The following is a 17,435-nucleotide window of genomic DNA, read 5'->3' as shown; positions in this document are numbered from 1 at the left end:
GCCTACGACACCGGCCAACGTCGCTGCGTATTGCGCCAGGCTCAAGCCATGCAAGCTCCTCGTCAACACTCCCCCAAGACTTTACTGGTCAAGAACGCCGCACTGTTGGTCACCATGGACGGCGAACGCCGCGAGATCAAAGGCGGCGGCCTGTACATCGAAGACAACCTGATCAAGCAGGTCGGCCCCAGCGACAGCCTTCCCCAGCACGCCGACGTGGTGCTGGACATGCGCGGCAAGGTGGTGATCCCCGGCCTGGTCAACACCCACCATCACATGTACCAGAGCCTCACCCGCGTGGTGCCGGCGGCCCAGGACGGTGAGCTGTTCAACTGGCTGACCAACCTGTACCCGATCTGGGCGCGGCTGACCCCGGAAATGATCGCGGTGTCGACCCAGACGGCCATGGCCGAGCTGATCCTGTCCGGTTGCACCACCTCCAGCGACCACCTGTACATCTACCCCAACGGCTGCAAGCTCGACGACAGCATCCATGCCGCCAACGAGATCGGCATGCGCTTCCACGCCGCGCGCGGCAGCATGAGCGTGGGCCGCAGCCAGGGCGGCCTGCCGCCGGACTCGGTGGTGGAGAAGGAAAGCGACATCCTCAAGGAGTCCCAGCGCCTGATCGAGGACTACCACGACGCCAGCCACGGCTCGATGCTGCGGGTGGTGGTGGCGCCCTGCTCGCCGTTCTCGGTCAGCCGCGACCTGATGCGCGAAGCCGCAGTGCTGGCGCGCCAGTACGGCGTGTCGCTGCACACCCACCTGGCAGAAAACGTCAACGACATCGCCTACAGTCGCGAAAAGTTCGGCATGACCCCTGCCGAATACGCCGAAGACCTCGGCTGGGTTGGCCACGATGTGTGGCACGCCCACTGCGTGCAGCTCGACCAGCACGGCATCGAGTTGTTCGCCCGCACCGGCACGGGGGTGGCCCACTGCCCGTGCTCGAACATGCGCCTGGCCTCGGGCATCGCCCCCGTTCGCAAGATGCGCGACCACGGCGTGCCGGTGGGCCTGGGCGTCGATGGCTCGGCCTCCAACGATGGTGCCAGCATGATCGGCGAGGTGCGCCAGGCCCTGCTGCTGCAACGCGTAGGCTTCGGCCCGGACGCGATGACCGCCCGCGAAGCCCTGGAGATCGCCACACTGGGCGGCGCCAAGGTGCTCAACCGCAACGACATCGGCGCCCTGGCCCCGGGCATGGTCGCCGACTTCGTCGCCTTCGACCTGGGCCATGTGGCCTACGCCGGCGCCCTGCATGACCCGCTGGCGGCCCTGGTGTTCTGCACCCCCACCCACGTCGACACCAGCGTCATCAATGGCCGGGTGGTGGTGCAGGATGGCCGGATCACCACCGTCGACCTGCCGCGAGTGCTGGAACGCCACAACCAATTGGCCCTGCAACTGGTCAGCGGCGAATAACCTGAACCCCCCAGGCCGCCGCGCTCGCAGGAGCGCGGCGCGCCCGGCTGCGACCGTGCAACACCCTTGCTGGCACCCTGCTTCACCCGAATGCGACTGAAACCGTGCAGTTAGACGCGTGACAATAACAAAAGCGAGCTACTCACCATGACCTCTCCCGCTACACCTCGCCCGGAAGACGAGAACCTCGGCCTTGGCGCCAACTTCGCCTATGGCCTGCAACATGTACTGACCATGTACGGCGGCATGATCGCCGTGCCGCTGATCATCGGCCAGGCCGCTGGCCTTTCTTCCACCGATGTCGGCATGCTGATCGCCGCCTCGCTGTTCGCCGGCGGCCTGGCCACCTTGCTGCAAACCCTTGGCGTGCCGTTCTTTGGCTGCAGGCTGCCGCTGGTACAGGGGGTGTCGTTCGCAAGCGTGGCGACCATGGTCGCGATCATTGGCAACGACGGCACCAACGGCCTGCAGGTGGTCCTTGGCGCGGTGATCGCCTCGTCGCTGATCGGCCTGCTGATTACCCCGCTGTTCTCGCGCATCATCCAGTTCTTCCCGCCCCTGGTCACCGGCATCGTCATCACCACCATTGGCCTGACCCTGATGCCGGTGGCGGCGCGTTGGGCCATGGGTGGCAACAGCCAGGCCGCTGACTTCGGCAGCACGGCCAATATCAGCCTGGCGGCGTTCACCCTGGCTTGCGTGCTGTTGTTGAGCAAGCTGGGCAACGCGAGCATTTCGCGCCTGTCGATTCTGCTGGCCATGGTCATCGGCACCGGGGTGGCCATGGCGTTCGGCATGGCCGACTTTTCCCAGGCGCTGAACGGCCCCTCGGTGGCGCTGCCCGAGGTGCTGCACTTCACCCCGGAATTTCAGCTGGCGGCGATTTTGTCGATGCTGATCGTAATCATGGTGACCATGGTCGAAACCTCGGCAGACATCCTGGCCGTGGGCGAGATCATCGGCACCGACGTCGACGCCCGGCGCCTGGGCAACGGCCTGCGCGCCGACATGATCTCCAGCGCCCTGGCGCCACTGTTCGGCTCGTTCACCCAAAGCGCCTTCGCGCAGAACGTCGGGCTGGTGGCCGTGACTGGGGTGAAGAGCCGCTACGTGGTGGCCAGCGCCGGCCTGATCCTGGTCACCCTCGGCCTGTTGCCGGTGATGGGCCGGCTGGTGGCTGCCGTGCCCACCGCGGTGCTCGGCGGCGCCGGCGTGGTGCTGTTCGGCACCGTGGCGGCCAGCGGCATCCGCACCCTGGCCCAGGTGGACTACCGCAACAACATGAACCTGATCATCGTTGCCACCTCCATCGGTTTCGGCATGATCCCGATTGCAGCGCCAGGGTTCTACCACCACTTCCCAAGCTGGTTCGAAACCATCTTCCATTCCGGCATCAGCTCGTCGGCGATCATGGCCATCGTGCTGAACCTGTTGTTCAACCACCTGCGCGCCGGCAACTCCGACCAGCAGTCGGTGTTCGTCGCCGCCAGCGAGCGCACCCTGCGCTACCGCGATGTGGCCTGGCTGAACGAGGGCGACTTCTTCCGCGATGGCAAGTTGTTCGATTGCGAGGGCAAGGAGGTGCCGATCGTCGAGGCCGATGAGGCGCACGGGCATGGCCCGGCGCCGGCCAGGAAACAGGCCGAGCCTGCGCACTGACGCTACATGAACAAATCTTCATGTTGGGCCTTAACGCCCTGATGGTGGGGTGGGTGCGCGGTTTCGGGGTGTGCCTGGAGGGGCGCTTGCCTTGAGGCGCGGGGCGGGGTTGCGTAGCATCGCCGGCCCCGGGGCCGCTGGGCGGCCCATTCGCGGGGCAAGCCCGCTCCTACAGGTGATTGCGTTTCCCTGTAGGAGCGGGCTTGCCCCGCGAACGAGGGCGAAGCCCTCGCCCGCCGACTCCGCTACTGTACAGAGCCCCCATGCCGCAACCAATCCCCCTCAAGGACCACGAAAAGGAAAAACACCTGGTCAACCGCCGGCTGCTGGCCTGCGCCGCCCTGGTGTTCAGCCTGTGCGCCGTCCTGGTGGGCCGGCTCTACGTGTTGCAGGTGCTGCAGCACGACCAGCAGAGCGCGGTGTCGGAAAACAACCGCGTGCACATCCTGCCGATCGCCCCCGAACGCGGGCTTATCTATGACCGCAACGGCGTGGTGCTGGCCGACAACAAACCCAGCTTCGACCTGACCATGACCCGCGAGCGCGCCGGTGACTCGGCCAAGGTGCTCGACACCCTGGCGCAAATCCTCAGCCTGGGCGAAGACGACCGCAAACAGTTCGACAAGGACCTGCGCCGTGGCCGCAAGCCGTTCGAGCCAGTGACCTTGATGGTCGGCCTGAGCGAGGAGCAAATCGCCCTGATCGCGGTCAACCAGTTCCGCCTGCCGGGCCTGGACGTAGAGCCGCAGTTCATCCGCGAATACCCCCTGGCCGAGCATTTCGCCCATTCGGTGGGCTATGTCGGGCGGATCAACGAAAAAGAAGCCAAGACCCTCGACAGCACCGAGTACCGCGGTACCCAGTCGATTGGCAAAACCGGCATCGAGCACTTCTACGAGGCCCAGTTGCACGGCCACGTGGGCTACGAGGAAGTGGAAACCAACGCCCAGGGCCGGGTGATGCGCGTGCTCAACCACAAAGACCCGATCCCCGGCAAAGACATCGTCCTCAGCCTTGATTCGCACCTGCAGGTGGCCGCGGAAAAAGCCCTGGGTGACCGCCGCGGCGCGGTGGTGGTACTGGACCCGGCCAACGGCGACGTGCTGGCCATGGTCAGCAACCCAAGCTTCGACCCCAACCTGTTCGTCAAGGGCATCAGCTTCAAGCAGTACGCGGCCCTGCGCGACTCGATCGACCGGCCGCTGTTCAACCGTGTGCTGCGCGGCCTGTACGCGCCTGGCTCGACGGTAAAGCCGGAAGTGGCCATCGCCGGCCTGGACAGCGGCGTGATCACCCCCGGCAGCCGGGTGTTCGACCCCGGCTACTACGAGCTGCCCAACTACGACCACAAGTACCGCAACTGGAACCACAGCGGTGACGGCTGGGTGGACATGTACACCGCCATCATGCGTTCCAACGACACCTACTTCTACGACCTGGCGCACAAGCTGGGCATCGACCGCCTGCACGACTACATGAGCGAGTTCGGCCTGGGCCAGAAGGTGTCCCTGGACATGTTCGAGGAAGCCCCCGGGCTGATGCCGTCACAGGCGTGGAAACGCGCCACCCGGCGCCAGGCCTGGTTCCCTGGGGAAACGCTGATTCTCGGCATCGGCCAGGGCTACATGCAGGTGACCCCGCTGCAGCTGGCCCAGGCCACCAGCCTGCTGGCCAGCAAGGGCGTGTGGCACCGCCCGCACCTGGCGATGACCGTGGGCGGCGAAACACCGGTCGACCCCAACCCCATGCCCGACATCGTGCTGCACGACCGCCACGCCTGGGACCAGGTCAATCTCGGCATGCAGATGGTCATGCACGACCCGCGCGGCATCGCCCGCGCCGCAGCCGCCGGCGCCCAGTACCGCATCGCTGGCAAGAGCGGCACGGCGCAGGTGGTGGCGATCAAGCAGGGTGAGCGCTACAACCGCAACAAAACCCTCGAACGCCACCGCGACAACGCCCTGTTCGTCGGCTTCGCCCCCGCCGACCACCCCAGCGTGGTGGTGGCGGTGATGATCGAGAACGGCGAGGCCGGTGGCCGGGTGGCAGGGCCGGTGGTGCGTGAGGTGATGGATGCCTACCTGCTCGACGAGCAGGGGCACCTCAAGCCGCAGTACGCAGGCACCGCGCAGGTCAAGCCTGCTCCGCATGGCTAGGGCTGTGCAGTAGCCCCAGCCGGCGCCGGGTCACGCACACCAGCAGGATGAAACTGGTCACCCCGGCCGTCATCAGCGCCTCGTAGCGGTAGGCTTCGTTGACCAGCATGTAGCCCAGCACCAGCAAGATGGCGGCGATCACCGCCCAGGTCAGCCAGGGGAACAGCCACATCTTGAAGGCAAGCTCGGTGCCTTCGCGCTCGGCGCGGGCGCGCATGCGTAGCTGGGAAACGGCGATCACCAGGTACACCAGCAGCGCGATCGAGCCGGTGGTCGACAGCAGGAAGCTGAACACCTTGCCTGGGAACACGTAGTTGACCAGGCACCCGGCAAAGCCTGCCAGGGTCGACAGCAGCACCGCCGCCACCGGCACGCCGCTGGCCGACACGCGCCGGGTAAGCGGCAAGGCCTCGCCACGTGCGCCCAGGGAATAGAGCATGCGCGAGGCGGTGTACAGGCCGGAGTTCATGCAGCTGGTAACGGCCACCAGCACCACCAGGTCCACCACCAGCTTGGCGCCCGGCACGTTGAGCAGTTCCAGCACGCGCTGGAACGAGCCGACCGTTTTCAGCGCCGGGTCGTTCCAGGGCACCAGCGCCACCACCAGGAACACCGACAGCAGGTAGAAGATCGCGATGCGGTACACCACCAGGTTGGTGGCGCGGCGGATTTTCTCCTTGGGGTTGGCCGTTTCGCCGGCGGCGATGGTCACCACCTCCGCGCCGAAGAAGCAGAAGATGGTAATCAGCACGCCGCCCAGCACCGCGCCCCAACCGTTGGGCACGAACCCGCCATTGGCCCACAGCTGGCTGACGCCGGAAACCTCCGCTAGCGGCCAGAAGCCCAGCACCGCCATGCCGCCCACGACGATGAAGGCGGCAATGGCCAGCACCTTCACCAGCGCGAACCAGAATTCGAACTCGCCAAAGTTCTTCACGCTCACCAGGTTGCTGCAGGCCAGCAGCGCCATGATGAGGAACGCGAACAGCCAGGACGGTATCGCCGGGAACCAGGCATGCAGGATATCGGCACCGGCAATGGCCTCGACCGGAATGATCAGCACCCAGAACCACCAGTACAGCCAGCCGATGGTGAACCCGGCCCAAGGCCCGATGGCCTCGCCGGCGTAGGTGGAAAAGGAGCCGCTGTTGGGGTTGGCCACCGCCATTTCGCCGAGCATGCGCATCACCAGCAGCACCAGCAGGCCGGTCAGGGCGTAGGAAATGAGGATGGCGGGCCCGGCCGAGGCAATTGCCTTGGACGAGCCAATGAACAGCCCGGCGCCGATGATGCCGGCGATGGAGATCATGGACACCTGGCGCGAGGTCAGGCCGTGGTGCAGTGCAGCAGGTTGGTTCGATTGCAGCGACATCGTTGAGCCTTCGAGGGACTTGGCCGGGACCGCGCCGGCTTTTTCGCGGGGCAAGCCCGCTCCTACAAGGGGACCGCGGAATCTGTAGGAGCGGGCTTGCCCCGCGAAGAGGCCAGCAAACCCTGAACAAGTCTTCTTGTCATTGTCTTGAGCAAAAGCCCCCGGCCACTGGCCGGGGCATGGTTCATTCGCCGAGGTAGGCTTTCTTCACCTGGTCATCGTCCAGCAAGGTCTTGGCGCAGCCTTCCAGGCTGATGCGCCCGCCATCGATCACATAGGCGCGGTCGCAGGTCTGCAGGGCCAGGCGGGCGTTCTGCTCCACCAGCAGCAGGGTGACACCGCCCTTGACCACCTCGCGGATGGTTTCGAAAATCTTCTGCACGATGATCGGCGCCAGGCCCATGGACGGCTCGTCGAGCAGCAGCAACTTGGGCCGCCCCATCAGCGCGCGGGAAATGGCCAGCATCTGCTGCTCGCCGCCCGACATCGTTCCGGCCAACTGGTAGGCGCGCTCCTTCAGGCGCGGGAAGGTGGCGTACATGCGCTCGATGTCGGCCAGGATCGCCTCCTTGCCATCGCGCCGGGAAAACGCGCCCATTTCCAGGTTTTCGTGCACCGTGAGCTTGGGAAAGATGCCCCGCCCTTCCGGCACCAGGGCCAGGCCAGCACGGATCAGGTCATGGCCCTTGATCGCCGCATGGGCCTTGCCGTCGAAGGTGATCTGCCCGGCACTGGGCTTGAGCAGCCCGGCGAGGGTCTTGAGGGTGGTGGTTTTGCCCGCGCCGTTGGCGCCGATCAACGCCACCATCTCGCCCTCGCCCACTTTCAGGTCGATGCCCTTGATCGCCTGGATGGCGCCATAGGCCACCTTGAGGTCGTTCACTTCCAGTATCTGCTTCATGCCACTGCCTCCGCGCCCAGATAGGCCTCGATCACCCGTGGGTCCTGGCGCACATCGGCCGGCAGGCCGTCGGCGATCTTGCGCCCGTATTCCAGCACCGTGACGTGGTCGCACAGCCCCATCACCAGCTTTACGTCGTGCTCGATCAACAGCACGGTCTTGCCGTCTGCCTGCATCTTGCACATCAGCCGGCGCAGGCCCTCGGTTTCCGAGGCGTTCATGCCGGCGGCCGGCTCGTCCAGGGCAATCAGCTGCGGTTCGGTGGCCAGCGCGCGGGCGATTTCCAGGCGGCGCTGGTCGCCGTAGGACAGGTTCTTGGCCAGCTCCCCGGCCAACGGGGCGATGCCCACGTAGTTCAGCCAGTGGCGCGCGGCCTCACGGATTTCCCGTTCCTCACGCACACAGGCCGGCGTGCGCAGGATGGCGCCGAACACACCGCTGCGGGTGCGCACGTGGCGGCCGATCATCACGTTCTCCAGAGCGGTCATGTTGTGGAACAGGCGGATGTTCTGGAAGGTGCGGGAAATGCCGGCCTCCACCACCTTGTGCGGCTTGCTGATGCGCAGCGGCTTGCCGTCGAACACCACTTTGCCCTGCTCGGCCTGGTACAGCCCGGTGAGCACGTTGAACAAGGTGGTCTTGCCGGCGCCGTTGGGGCCGAGCAGGCCTCGGATTTCGCCGCGGCGGATGCTCAGGTCGATGCCGTGCAGGGCCTGCAGGCCGCCGAAGAACTTGCTTACCTGGTGCAGTTCAAGCAGTACGTCGCTCATGCCTTGTCCGCCTGTTTGATCGGAAGTTCGAAGGGGCCCTCGCTGGCCGGGGCCTGCACGCTGGTGCTGAGCGCTGCCGGCTGCGGTTCGGCCTCGGCGTCGTGCAACTCGGCGCGGCGGCGGTCGGACGGCCACAGCCCTTCAGGGCGGAAGCGCATCACCAGAATCAAGGCGAAACCAAACACCAGCATGCGCAGGGTCGAGGCATCCAGCACGTTGCGCAGGATGTCGCGGTCGATGAAGGTGACATGCTCCATGACCCATGGCTGAATCCAGTTGACCAGGTCGCGGAACAACTCAGGCATCACCGACAGGATCAACGCCCCCAGCACCACGCCACGGATCGAACCCATGCCGCCGAGTACCACCATGGCCAGCACCATGATCGACTCCATCAAGGTGAACGACTCGGGGCTGACGAACCCCTGGTAGCTGGCGAACAGCACCCCGCTCACGCCGCCAAAGGTGGCGCCCATGGCAAAGGCCAGCAGCTTGAGGTTGCGCTTGTTCAGGCCCATGGCCTCGGCGGCCACTTCGTCTTCGCGCAGGGCCATCCAGGCGCGGCCGATACGCGAGACTTCAAGGCGCTTGGACAGCACGATGCAGAGGATGACGATGGCCAGGAAGAACAGGTAGTAGCTGATGACCGGCGACACCTGCAGGCCGAACAGGCTCCAGCCCTGCTGCAGCGACACCACCGGCGTTGCGCCCGCGCCGGGGGCGTGGGACCAGGCGCCGAAGTCGACGTGCAGCGGGGCGATGTTGCTGATGCCCTGGGGGCCGTTGGTGAGGTTCACCGGCTGGTCCAGGTTGTTCATGAAGATGCGGATGATCTCGCCGAAGCCCAGGGTGACGATGGCCAGGTAGTCGCCCCGCAGCTTGAGCACCGGCGCGCCGATCAGCACCCCGCAAATGGCGGCCGCCACCGCCGCCACGGGGATGATCACCCACACGGGCCAGTCGAGCACGTTGTCCAGCAGGCCGGCCAGTTGCAGGTGTGGCGAGGCCAGCAGTGCGTACAGGTAGGCGCCGATGGCGTAGAAACCGATGTAGCCCATGTCCAGCAGCCCGGCGTAGCCGATGACGATGTTCAACCCCAGCGCCAGCAGCACGTAGAGCATGGCAAAGCCAAGGATGCGCACCCAGGTCGGGCCGAGCATGGGAATGGCCTCGACCAGAAACGGCAAGGCGATGAAGCCGAGGATCAACAGCAGGTACTGAGTCTTGAGGTTTTTCATCACTGCCTCCTCAGGCCCGATCGGCCTGGCGTTCGCCAAGCAGGCCGTTTGGCCGCAGCAACAGCACCAGAATCAGCACGGCGAAGGCGAAGATGTCCTGGTAGTTGGCGCCCAGGAAGCCCCCGGTGAGCTGCCCGGTGTAGCCCGCCGCCAGCGACTCGATCAGCCCCAGCAGCAGGCCGCCGGCCATGGCCCCGAACAGGTTGCCGATGCCGCCGAGCACGGCGGCGGAGAACGCCTTGAGGCCCAGCAGCAGGCCCATGTAGGCGTCGGCCTGGCCGTAGTTGATGGCGCGCATCACCCCGGCGATGGCGCCCAGGCTGGCGCCGATCAGGAAGGTGGCGCTGATCACCCGGTTGATGTTGATGCCCATCAGCCCGGCCACTTCCTGGTTTTGCGCGGTGGCGCGCATGGCCTTGCCCAGGCGGGTCTTGTCCACCAGCAGCCAGAGGCCGAACATGATCACCACCGCAATCAGCATGATCGCCACCTGGACATTGGTCAGGGTGGCGCCGAACACCTCCACCGGCTGCACCTCGACCACCTCGGGGAAGGTTTTGTAACCGCGCCCCCAGATCATCATCGCCAGGTTCTGCAGGGCGATGGAGATGCCGATGGCCAGGATCAGCGGGGTTAGCCGCGGCGCCTTGCGCAGGGGCCGATAGGCGTATTTTTCCATGCCCTGGGCCAGCAGCATGCATACCACCGCCGCCGCCATGATGGCCAACAGCAAGGTGAGCACGCCCGGGGCGAAGCCTGCGCCGGCGAGCATCGTGAGTACCGAGATGGTCACCATCGCGCCAACCATCACCACCTCGCCATGGGCGAAGTTGATCAGGCCGATGATGCCGTAGACCATGGTGTAGCCCAGGGCTACCAGGGCATAGATACTGCCCAGCACCAGGCCGTTGAGGACCTGTTGCAACAAGATATCGAAGTTACCGTCCACGCGCTGAATCCTCGAAACTGCGTTGTCGTCGGCGCGCGGCGGCACAGCGCCGCACGCCGACAGGCCTGGCAGGTGGGAAAAGTCTTCTTGTTATGTGGCAGGCTTGTGCCCGCTTGTTATGGGGTGAAACTCAGTCGCGCTCGACCGACAGGGTTTTCCAGCCGCCGCCTTCGAACTGGAACACGGTCGCGGCCGGGTTCTTCAGGTTGCCCTTGTCGTCGAAGGCGATGGTGCCGGTGACGCCGTCATAGCTCTGCTGCTTGAGCACTGGCAGGTAGACCTTGGGGTCGTCGGAGCCGGCCTTGACCATGGCGTTGATCGCCGCCCAGGTGGCGTCGTAGGCAGCCGGCGACGACTGCACCACGCCCACGCCGAACTTGTCCTTGAGCTTCTGCTCGAAGGCCGCGCCCTTGGGCATGTCCAGCAGTGGCGTGCCGTAGTTCCAGGCGTACACGCCTTCGGCAGCGCTGCCGGCCATTTGCTTGAACGAGTCGTTGGGCAGGTTGCCGATGTTCATGAAGCGCGCCTTCAGGCCCAGGTTCTTCATCTGCTTGGCCATGGGCGCGGCCTGGTAGTCGAGGGCGGCGAAGAACACGGCGTCGGCCTTTTGCGCCTTGGCGGTGGTGAGGATGGCGTTGAAGTCGGTGGACTTGTCGTTGGTGTACTCGCGCACCACCACGTTGCCGCCGGCAGCCTTGACGGCCTTGGTCACCTCGTCGGCCAGGCCCTGGCCGTAGGCGGTACGGTCATCGAAGATGGCGATGCGCTGGGCCTTGAGCTGGTTGACCAGGTAGTTGCCGGCGTAGCGGCCCAGGGTGGCGTCGTCGTTGACGGTGCGGAACACCGAGTCGATGCCCTGGCGGGTCAGGGTGGGGTTGGTGGCCGAGGGCGAAATCTGCGGAATGCCGGCGGCGGCGTAGATTTTCGATGCGGGAATGCTGGTACCGGAGTTGTAATGGCCGATCACCACGGCCACTTTCGAGTCTACCAGGCGCTGCGCCACGGCGGTGCCGGTGCGTGGGTCGGCGACGTCGTCCTCGGACACCAGCTTGAACTCGGCCACTTTGTCGCCGATCTTCAGCTGCTGCTGGTTGGCCTCTTCCACGGCGATCTGGATGCCATGCTCGACGTCCTGTCCTTGGTGCGCCGAGGGCCCAGTGAGCGGGCCGGCGAAGCCGATCCGCACCACTTCACTGTCTGCTGCGTACGCCGTCCCCATGGCCATCAGCAAGGTTACCGCGGTGGCGAGGGCTGTACGCCCCCCGTTGTTCTTATACATGCTCAGCTCCCAGTCGTAATTGGACGAACCTCGAAACACTGTGCTTACCGCTTGCGAATTGGCACGAACGCCGTCGCACTTGTAAGATAACAGTCAGCAGGCAACTGTCAATGGGTGTATGCTGGGGGAGTCGGTAAATAAATTTTTCCGAAGGCCGACGAAATCCTCGCCAGCAAAAGGGGTCGTCCTACCACCTGGTAAGATGTTTGATAACATATGCCGACAACATCACCGCTGGTTGGCTACGGATCCCGCCGCATGGGCTTTCGGGCTGCGCGCAACCTGCCGGAGAACAACCGTGATGAGCCAATCAGTTTCAGGAGCAACACCTCTATGAATGCGTCGTTAGGCACGCGCCGCGCCAATCTGGCGGAAACCGTGATCCAGGAGCTGTCCGGCCGGATCGACAACGGCACCTACGGCCCGGGCGACAAGCTGCCGTCCGAGCAGGAGCTGTGCAAGGAATTCAATGTCAGCCGCCCGGTGATCCGTGAGGCGGTGGCTTCGCTGCGCCTGGGCGGGCGCCTGATCGCGCGCCAGGGCGTGGGCGTGTTCGTGGTCGAACAGGACGTCAAGCGCATTGGCTTTGCCATCGACAGCGTGGTGGACGATGTGCGCGCCGCTGCGCAGATTCTTGAGCTGCGCCTGGGGATCGAGGCCGAATCGGTGGCCCGCGCTGCCGAGCGCCGCAGCCCGGCGAGCATGGCGGCGATCACCGAAGCGTTCGACCGCTTCAACTCGCTGGACGGTGCCAGCCAGGAAGAAGAGGCGCGCGCCGACTTCGAGTTCCACCTGGCCATTGCCCGCGCCACCAACAACCCGCACTTCACCCAGCTGCTCGAAGCGCTGGGGCCGGACATTATCCTCGACCTGAACCTCAAGCATGGGCAGGTGACGGGCAAGAACCGCCAGGCGCATATCAAGAAGATTGGGCGCGAGCATGGGGCGATCCTGTCGGCGATCAGCATGGGCGATGTGAGCAGTGCGCGCACGGCGCTGCGCAAGCATTTGGAAGAGAGCTTGTCGCGGTACCAGCGGTTGCTTGATGCCAAGGGGTGAGCGGTAGCCTGTGCCGGCCCTTTCGCGGGGCAAGCCCGCTCCTACAGGGGGGATGCATCTCCTGTAGGAGCGGGCTTGCCCCGCGAAAGAGTCAACATCAAAGGCTCAGGGAAACCTCAGAGGCCAAGGCACACGTACTTGATCTCCAGGTAATCCTCGATCCCGTAGCGCGACCCTTCGCGCCCTAGCCCGGACGCCTTCACCCCGCCAAACGGCGCCACTTCGGTGGCCACCACGCCCACGTTGACCCCGACCATGCCGTATTCCAGCGCCTCGGACACCCGCCAGATGCGCCCGACATCCCGCGCATACAGGTAACAGGCCAGGCCGAACTCGGTGTCATTGGCCTGGGCAATCACCTCCTCTTCGCTGCTGAACCGGAAGATCGGCGCCACCGGCCCGAAAATCTCCTCCCGCGCCACGCGCATGTCCGCCGTTACATCGGCCAGCAAGGTCGGCTCGAAGAACGCCTCACCCAGCGCATGCCGGCGCCCACCGGCCACCACCCGGGCCCCAGCCTCCACCGCCTCGCCCACCAGGCGCTCGACGCCACTGGCGGCGCGCCCGTCGATCATCGGGCCAACCTGGGTGCCCGGTGCATCGCCCTGCCCCACCACCAGCTCACGCACCCGCTCGGCAAAGCGCGCCACGAAGCGCTCGTAGATACCCGCCTGAATATAGAAACGGTTGGCGCACACGCAGGTTTGCCCGCTGTTGCGGAACTTGGCGATCAGCGCACCTTCCACGGCCTTTTCCAGGTCGGCGTCGTCGAACACGATAAAGGGCGCGTTGCCGCCCAGTTCCATGGTCACCTTCTTCACCGTCGCCGCCGACTGCTGCAGCAACTGGATGCCGATGGGGGTGGAGCCGGTGAACGACAACTTGCGCACCACGGGGCTTGCGGTCAGCTCGCCGCCAATGGCCGCCGAATCACCGGTGACCACGCTCAGCACCCCGGCCGGAATGCCCGCCCGCTCGGCCAGCACGCACAGGGCCAGCGCACTGAACGGCGTTTGCGAGGCCGGCTTGAGTACCAGCGTACAGCCAGCAGCCAGGGCCGGCGCGGCCTTGCGGGTGATCATCGCCGCCGGGAAGTTCCACGGGGTGATCGCCGCACACACGCCAATCGGCTCCTTGGTGACGATCAGCCGGCGGTCGGCGCTGGGCGAAGGGATCACATCGCCATAGATGCGCTTGCCTTCCTCGGCATAGAACTCCACATAGGCGGCGGCAAAGGCGATTTCGCCACGGGACTCGGCCAGCGGCTTGCCCTGCTCGGCGGTCATGATGCGCGCCAGGTCTTCCTGGTGGGCCAGGATCTCGCGGAACCAGGCCTGCAGCCGTGCGGCGCGTTCCTTGGCGGTCAGCGCACGCCAGGCTGGCAGCGCCCGCTCGGCAGCGGCGATGGCGCGCCGGGTTTCCTCGGCGCCCATGCGCGGCACATGGCCGAGCACCGCGCCGGTGGCCGGGTTGGTCACGGCAATGCGCTGGCCGCTGTCGGCCGCCAGCCATTTTCCATCGATGTAGCAAACTTCACGCAGCAGATCGTGATCGGCAAGGTTCATGTCGATTGGCTCGTTCGAAGAAGGAAAAAAGGTGGGGCCGGACCGCGCCCCACCTGAGGCGAATCAGCGCTTGGCCTGCAGGGCCTTGTCGCGGATCTGGCTGAGGGTCATGCGCGGGGTCAGGGCTTCAGGGTCGACCTGGATCTCGATCAGCGCAGGCTTGCCCGCGGCCTGGCAGCGCTCGAAGGCGGCCGCGAAGTCTTCGGTGCGGGTCACGGTTTCGCCATGCAGGCCGTAGGCACGGGCCAGTGCGGCGAAGTCCGGGTTGTGCAGTTCGGTGCCCGAGACACGGCCTGGGTAGCTGCGCTCCTGGTGCATGCGGATGGTGCCGTACATGCCGTTGTTGACCACGATGGTGATCAGCCGGGCATCGTAGTGCACTGCCGTGGCCAGCTCCTGGCCATTCATCAGGAAGCAACCGTCACCAGCAAAGGCCACCACGGTGCGCTGCGGGTAGGTGAGCTTGGCGGCCACCGCCGCCGGCACGCCATAGCCCATCGAGCCGTTGGTCGGGCCCAGCAGCGTGCGGAACACCTGGTGTTGGTAGCCGCGGTGCACCCAACCGGTGTAGTTGCCGGCGCCGCAGGTGAGGATACTGTCGGCCGGCAGCTGCTTGTTCAGCCAGGCGATCACTTCGCTCATCTGCACATCGCCCGGCGAACGCGGGGTTTCGAAGTTGCCGCGGTAGCCGCTGTTGAGCTTGGCCACCCAGTCTTCGAAGGCCTGCGGGCGCACTGGGCCAAGGATATTCGCTTGGCGCAGGAAGCTGCCGGGGCCGGCATTGATGCCCAGGGTCGGCTGGTAGACGCGGCCGATTTCCTCGGCACTGGCGTGCACGTGCACCAGGGCTTGCTTGGGTGTCGGGATGTCGACCAGGGCATAGCCACCGGTGGTCATCTCGCCCAGGCGCGCGCCAATCACGATCAGCAAATCGGACTGCTGCACGGCCTCCACCAGCACCGGCCCGGCCGCCAGGCCCAGGTCGCCGGCATAGTGCGGGTCGGTGTTGTCGAACAGGTCCTGGCAGCGGAACGACGCCGCCAGCGGCAGGTTCTGGGTGTGCACGAAGGTTTTCAGGCTGGCCACGGCTTCGGCGGTCCAGCCGCCACCGCCGGCCACCACCAACGGGCGCTCGGCCTTGGCCAGCAATTGCTGCAGCTCGCCCAGGGCTTCAGGAGCGGGGGCGGCTTCCACGCGCTTGGCCGGGCGGGCATCGGCCACCTGCACCAGGTCGGTCAGCATGTCTTCGGGCAAGGCGATCACCACCGGGCCCGGGCGGCCGCTGATGGCGCGCTGGAAGGCCTGGTTGACCAGCTCGGGAATGCGCGCGGCGTCGTCGATCTGTACCACCCACTTGGCCATCTGGCCGAACATGCGGCGGTAGTCCACTTCCTGGAAAGCTTCGCGCTCGATCTGGTCGCGGGCCACCTGGCCGATGAACAGCAGCATCGGCGTGGAGTCCTGGAAGGCGGTGTGCACGCCCACCGAGGCATTGGTCGCACCCGGGCCACGGGTGACGAAGCAGATGCCCGGCTTGCCGGTCAGTTTGCCGTAGGCCTCGGCCATGTAGGCCGCCCCGCCCTCCTGGCGGCAGACGATCAGGTCGATTTCATCCTGCACGTCATGCAGCGCGTCGAGTACCGCCAGGTAGCTTTCGCCCGGCACGCAGAACGCACGCTCGACCCCATTCACCCGCAGTGCGTCGACCAGCACCTGGCCACCGCTGCGTTTCTCTTGCGAATTGCTCATTGTTGTTCTCCTTCAGGCCGCGCGCTCAGATGACCGAATCTTCCAGGAACGGTTTGTTGTCGATCACCCGCTGGTAGCTCAGCGCGCCCAGGTCGAGCGAGCGGTAGCCGCCGTAGGTAATCAGCTCGGACAGGCCGCGGCCGATGGCCGGCGCCTGCTGCAGGCCATGGCCGCTGAAGCCGTTGCAGAACAGGAAGTTGCTCACCTCGTTGTGCGGGCCGACGATGGCGTTGTGGTCGAGCACGCAGAAGTCGTAGTGCCCGGCCCAGTAGTTGACCACTTTGATGCCTTCGAACGCCGGCACGCGCTCGGCCAGAATCGGCCACACCTCTTCGTCGAACTCGTCGTGCAGCACTTCGAAGTCTTCGAAGTCCACTTCCGGGTCGTTTTTCGGGTAGGTACCGCCCAGGTAGAACTTGCCCTCGGGGCGGAAGAACACGCCGGTTGGGTCGATGGTCAGCGGCACGGTGCCTTCCAGCGGGGTGCGGCAGTCGAATACGAACAGCGAGCGGCGGCGTGGCTCGACCGGGATGTCGAGGCCAGCCATGCGCGCCACCTGGGTGCCACGGGTACCGGCGCAGTTGACCAGCAGGCCGCAGCCGATGCGCTCACCACTGGCCAGCTGTACGCCGGTGATGCGGTCGCCCTGGCGGTCGATGCCAACCACTTGGTTCTCGATATACTCGATGCCCATGGAACGGGCCTTGCGGCGGAAGCCGTTGAGCATGCCGAGGCTGTCGAACCAACCTTCGCCGGTTTGGCCGTAGCTGGCACCGGCGAGGCTGTCGATGTTCACCCAGGGGAACTTGCGCTGCAGTTGCTCGGGGTCCAGCAGGTGCACGTCGGCACCGTGGGACACCTGGGTATCGTGCAGGCGGCGCAGCACGTCGAAGCCCTTGTCGTCACCGAGGAACAGGTAGCCGTTCTCGTGGAAGGCCAGGTCCGGGCGGTCGCCATCCACTTCCATCAGGTCGGGGAAGTTGCGCACGAAATCGGCGCCGAACTTGGAAATCTCGATGTTGATCGGGTTGGAGAACTGCTGGCGGATCGAACTGCTCGACAGCGCGGTGGCCGACTTGTTGTAGGTCCAGTCACGCTCGATGACCAGTACCGAGCCTTTGAAGTCGGGGTTGTTGGCCAGGAAATAGGCGGTGGAGCTGCCGTTGACGGCGCCGCCGACGATCACCACATCGTAATTCTGTTGTTTTGCGGTGGAAGCCATGGAATGAGCTCTCTTTCTGGAGATAGCAGGGCCCCCTGTAGGAGCGGGCTTGCCCCGCGAAGCATGCGACGCGGTGCCTGGCACCGGC

Annotated in this window: 12 protein-coding genes and 1 pseudogene; 4 read left to right on the top strand and 9 right to left on the bottom strand. The window is 65.6% G+C overall.

Translation table 11 applies throughout. The features are described 5' to 3' along the window. Nucleotides 1-48: 48 nt before the first annotated feature. The 3 genes from F3J44_RS01130 (at nucleotide 49) to mrdA (ending at nucleotide 5,243) form a co-directional block, all read left to right on the top strand. Nucleotides 49-1,428, top strand: coding sequence for an 8-oxoguanine deaminase (locus F3J44_RS01130; RefSeq protein ID WP_167270094.1), 1,380 nt, complete (start codon nucleotides 49-51; stop codon nucleotides 1,426-1,428). A gap of 147 nt (nucleotides 1,429-1,575) precedes the next feature. Continuing rightward, nucleotides 1,576-3,087, top strand: a complete 1,512-nt coding sequence (locus F3J44_RS01125) for a nucleobase:cation symporter-2 family protein (protein ID WP_167062223.1) — start codon at nucleotides 1,576-1,578, stop codon at nucleotides 3,085-3,087. Nucleotides 3,088-3,350: 263 nt separating this feature from the next. Then, the gene (gene mrdA, locus F3J44_RS01120) at nucleotides 3,351-5,243 is read left to right on the top strand and encodes a penicillin-binding protein 2 (protein ID WP_167270092.1); all 1,893 of its coding nucleotides are present in this window, start codon (nucleotides 3,351-3,353) and stop codon (nucleotides 5,241-5,243) included. Here the strand turns inward: mrdA and F3J44_RS01115 are convergent. The 6 genes and pseudogenes from F3J44_RS01115 to F3J44_RS01090 all read right to left on the bottom strand — a co-directional run bounded on the left by F3J44_RS01115 (nucleotide 5,221) and on the right by F3J44_RS01090 (nucleotide 11,752). After that, nucleotides 5,221-6,615 (bottom strand): amino acid permease, encoded by a 1,395-nt coding sequence (locus F3J44_RS01115; RefSeq protein WP_167270498.1) that lies wholly within the window; start codon nucleotides 6,613-6,615, stop codon nucleotides 5,221-5,223. The two genes, mrdA and F3J44_RS01115, sit on opposite strands and share 23 nt — an antisense overlap. A gap of 184 nt (nucleotides 6,616-6,799) precedes the next feature. After that, on the bottom strand, nucleotides 6,800-7,516 hold the full coding sequence (locus F3J44_RS01110) for an ABC transporter ATP-binding protein (protein WP_167062229.1): 717 nt from the start codon (nucleotides 7,514-7,516) through the stop codon (nucleotides 6,800-6,802). Beyond that, the gene (locus tag F3J44_RS01105; protein WP_167062231.1) at nucleotides 7,513-8,286 is read right to left on the bottom strand and encodes an ABC transporter ATP-binding protein; all 774 of its coding nucleotides are present in this window, start codon (nucleotides 8,284-8,286) and stop codon (nucleotides 7,513-7,515) included. Before F3J44_RS01105 ends, F3J44_RS01110 begins: the two co-directional genes overlap by 4 nt. Before the next feature lie 128 nt (nucleotides 8,287-8,414). Continuing rightward, nucleotides 8,415-9,446, bottom strand: a pseudogene (locus tag F3J44_RS01100) (ABC transporter ATP-binding protein); the annotation flags it as partial. A gap of 88 nt (nucleotides 9,447-9,534) precedes the next feature. Further along, nucleotides 9,535-10,425: a branched-chain amino acid ABC transporter permease gene (locus F3J44_RS01095; RefSeq protein ID WP_370526694.1), complete on the bottom strand. Its 891-nt coding sequence runs from the start codon at nucleotides 10,423-10,425 to the stop codon at nucleotides 9,535-9,537. 178 nt (nucleotides 10,426-10,603) lie between these two features. After that, the gene (locus tag F3J44_RS01090) at nucleotides 10,604-11,752 is read right to left on the bottom strand and encodes a branched-chain amino acid ABC transporter substrate-binding protein (RefSeq protein ID WP_205299612.1); all 1,149 of its coding nucleotides are present in this window, start codon (nucleotides 11,750-11,752) and stop codon (nucleotides 10,604-10,606) included. 333 nt (nucleotides 11,753-12,085) lie between these two features. Between F3J44_RS01090 and F3J44_RS01085 the strand changes: the two genes are divergently transcribed. Next, the gene (locus F3J44_RS01085) at nucleotides 12,086-12,811 is read left to right on the top strand and encodes a FadR/GntR family transcriptional regulator (RefSeq protein WP_167062240.1); all 726 of its coding nucleotides are present in this window, start codon (nucleotides 12,086-12,088) and stop codon (nucleotides 12,809-12,811) included. Nucleotides 12,812-12,927: 116 nt separating this feature from the next. Here the strand turns inward: F3J44_RS01085 and F3J44_RS01080 are convergent, their stop codons facing one another. The 3 genes from F3J44_RS01080 to F3J44_RS01070 all read right to left on the bottom strand — a co-directional run bounded on the left by F3J44_RS01080 (nucleotide 12,928) and on the right by F3J44_RS01070 (nucleotide 17,347). Next, nucleotides 12,928-14,376 carry an NAD-dependent succinate-semialdehyde dehydrogenase gene (locus F3J44_RS01080; RefSeq protein WP_167270086.1) on the bottom strand — a complete coding sequence of 483 codons (1,449 nt, stop codon included), beginning with the start codon at nucleotides 14,374-14,376 and terminating at the stop codon, nucleotides 12,928-12,930. Nucleotides 14,377-14,439: 63 nt separating this feature from the next. After that, complete coding sequence (locus F3J44_RS01075) at nucleotides 14,440-16,125, bottom strand: thiamine pyrophosphate-binding protein (RefSeq protein ID WP_167270084.1); 1,686 nt, start codon at nucleotides 16,123-16,125, stop codon at nucleotides 14,440-14,442. 25 nt (nucleotides 16,126-16,150) lie between these two features. Then, nucleotides 16,151-17,347: an FAD-binding oxidoreductase gene (locus F3J44_RS01070; RefSeq protein WP_167062249.1), complete on the bottom strand. Its 1,197-nt coding sequence runs from the start codon at nucleotides 17,345-17,347 to the stop codon at nucleotides 16,151-16,153. Between the last annotated feature and the right edge of the window lie 88 nt (nucleotides 17,348-17,435).

The sequence above is a fragment of the Pantoea sp. Tr-811 genome, from assembly GCF_011752535.1.
GTDB lineage: Bacteria > Pseudomonadota > Gammaproteobacteria > Pseudomonadales > Pseudomonadaceae > Aquipseudomonas.
Note: the sequence above shows the minus strand (reverse complement) of the source record. Positions and strands in the feature narration are given on the sequence as shown.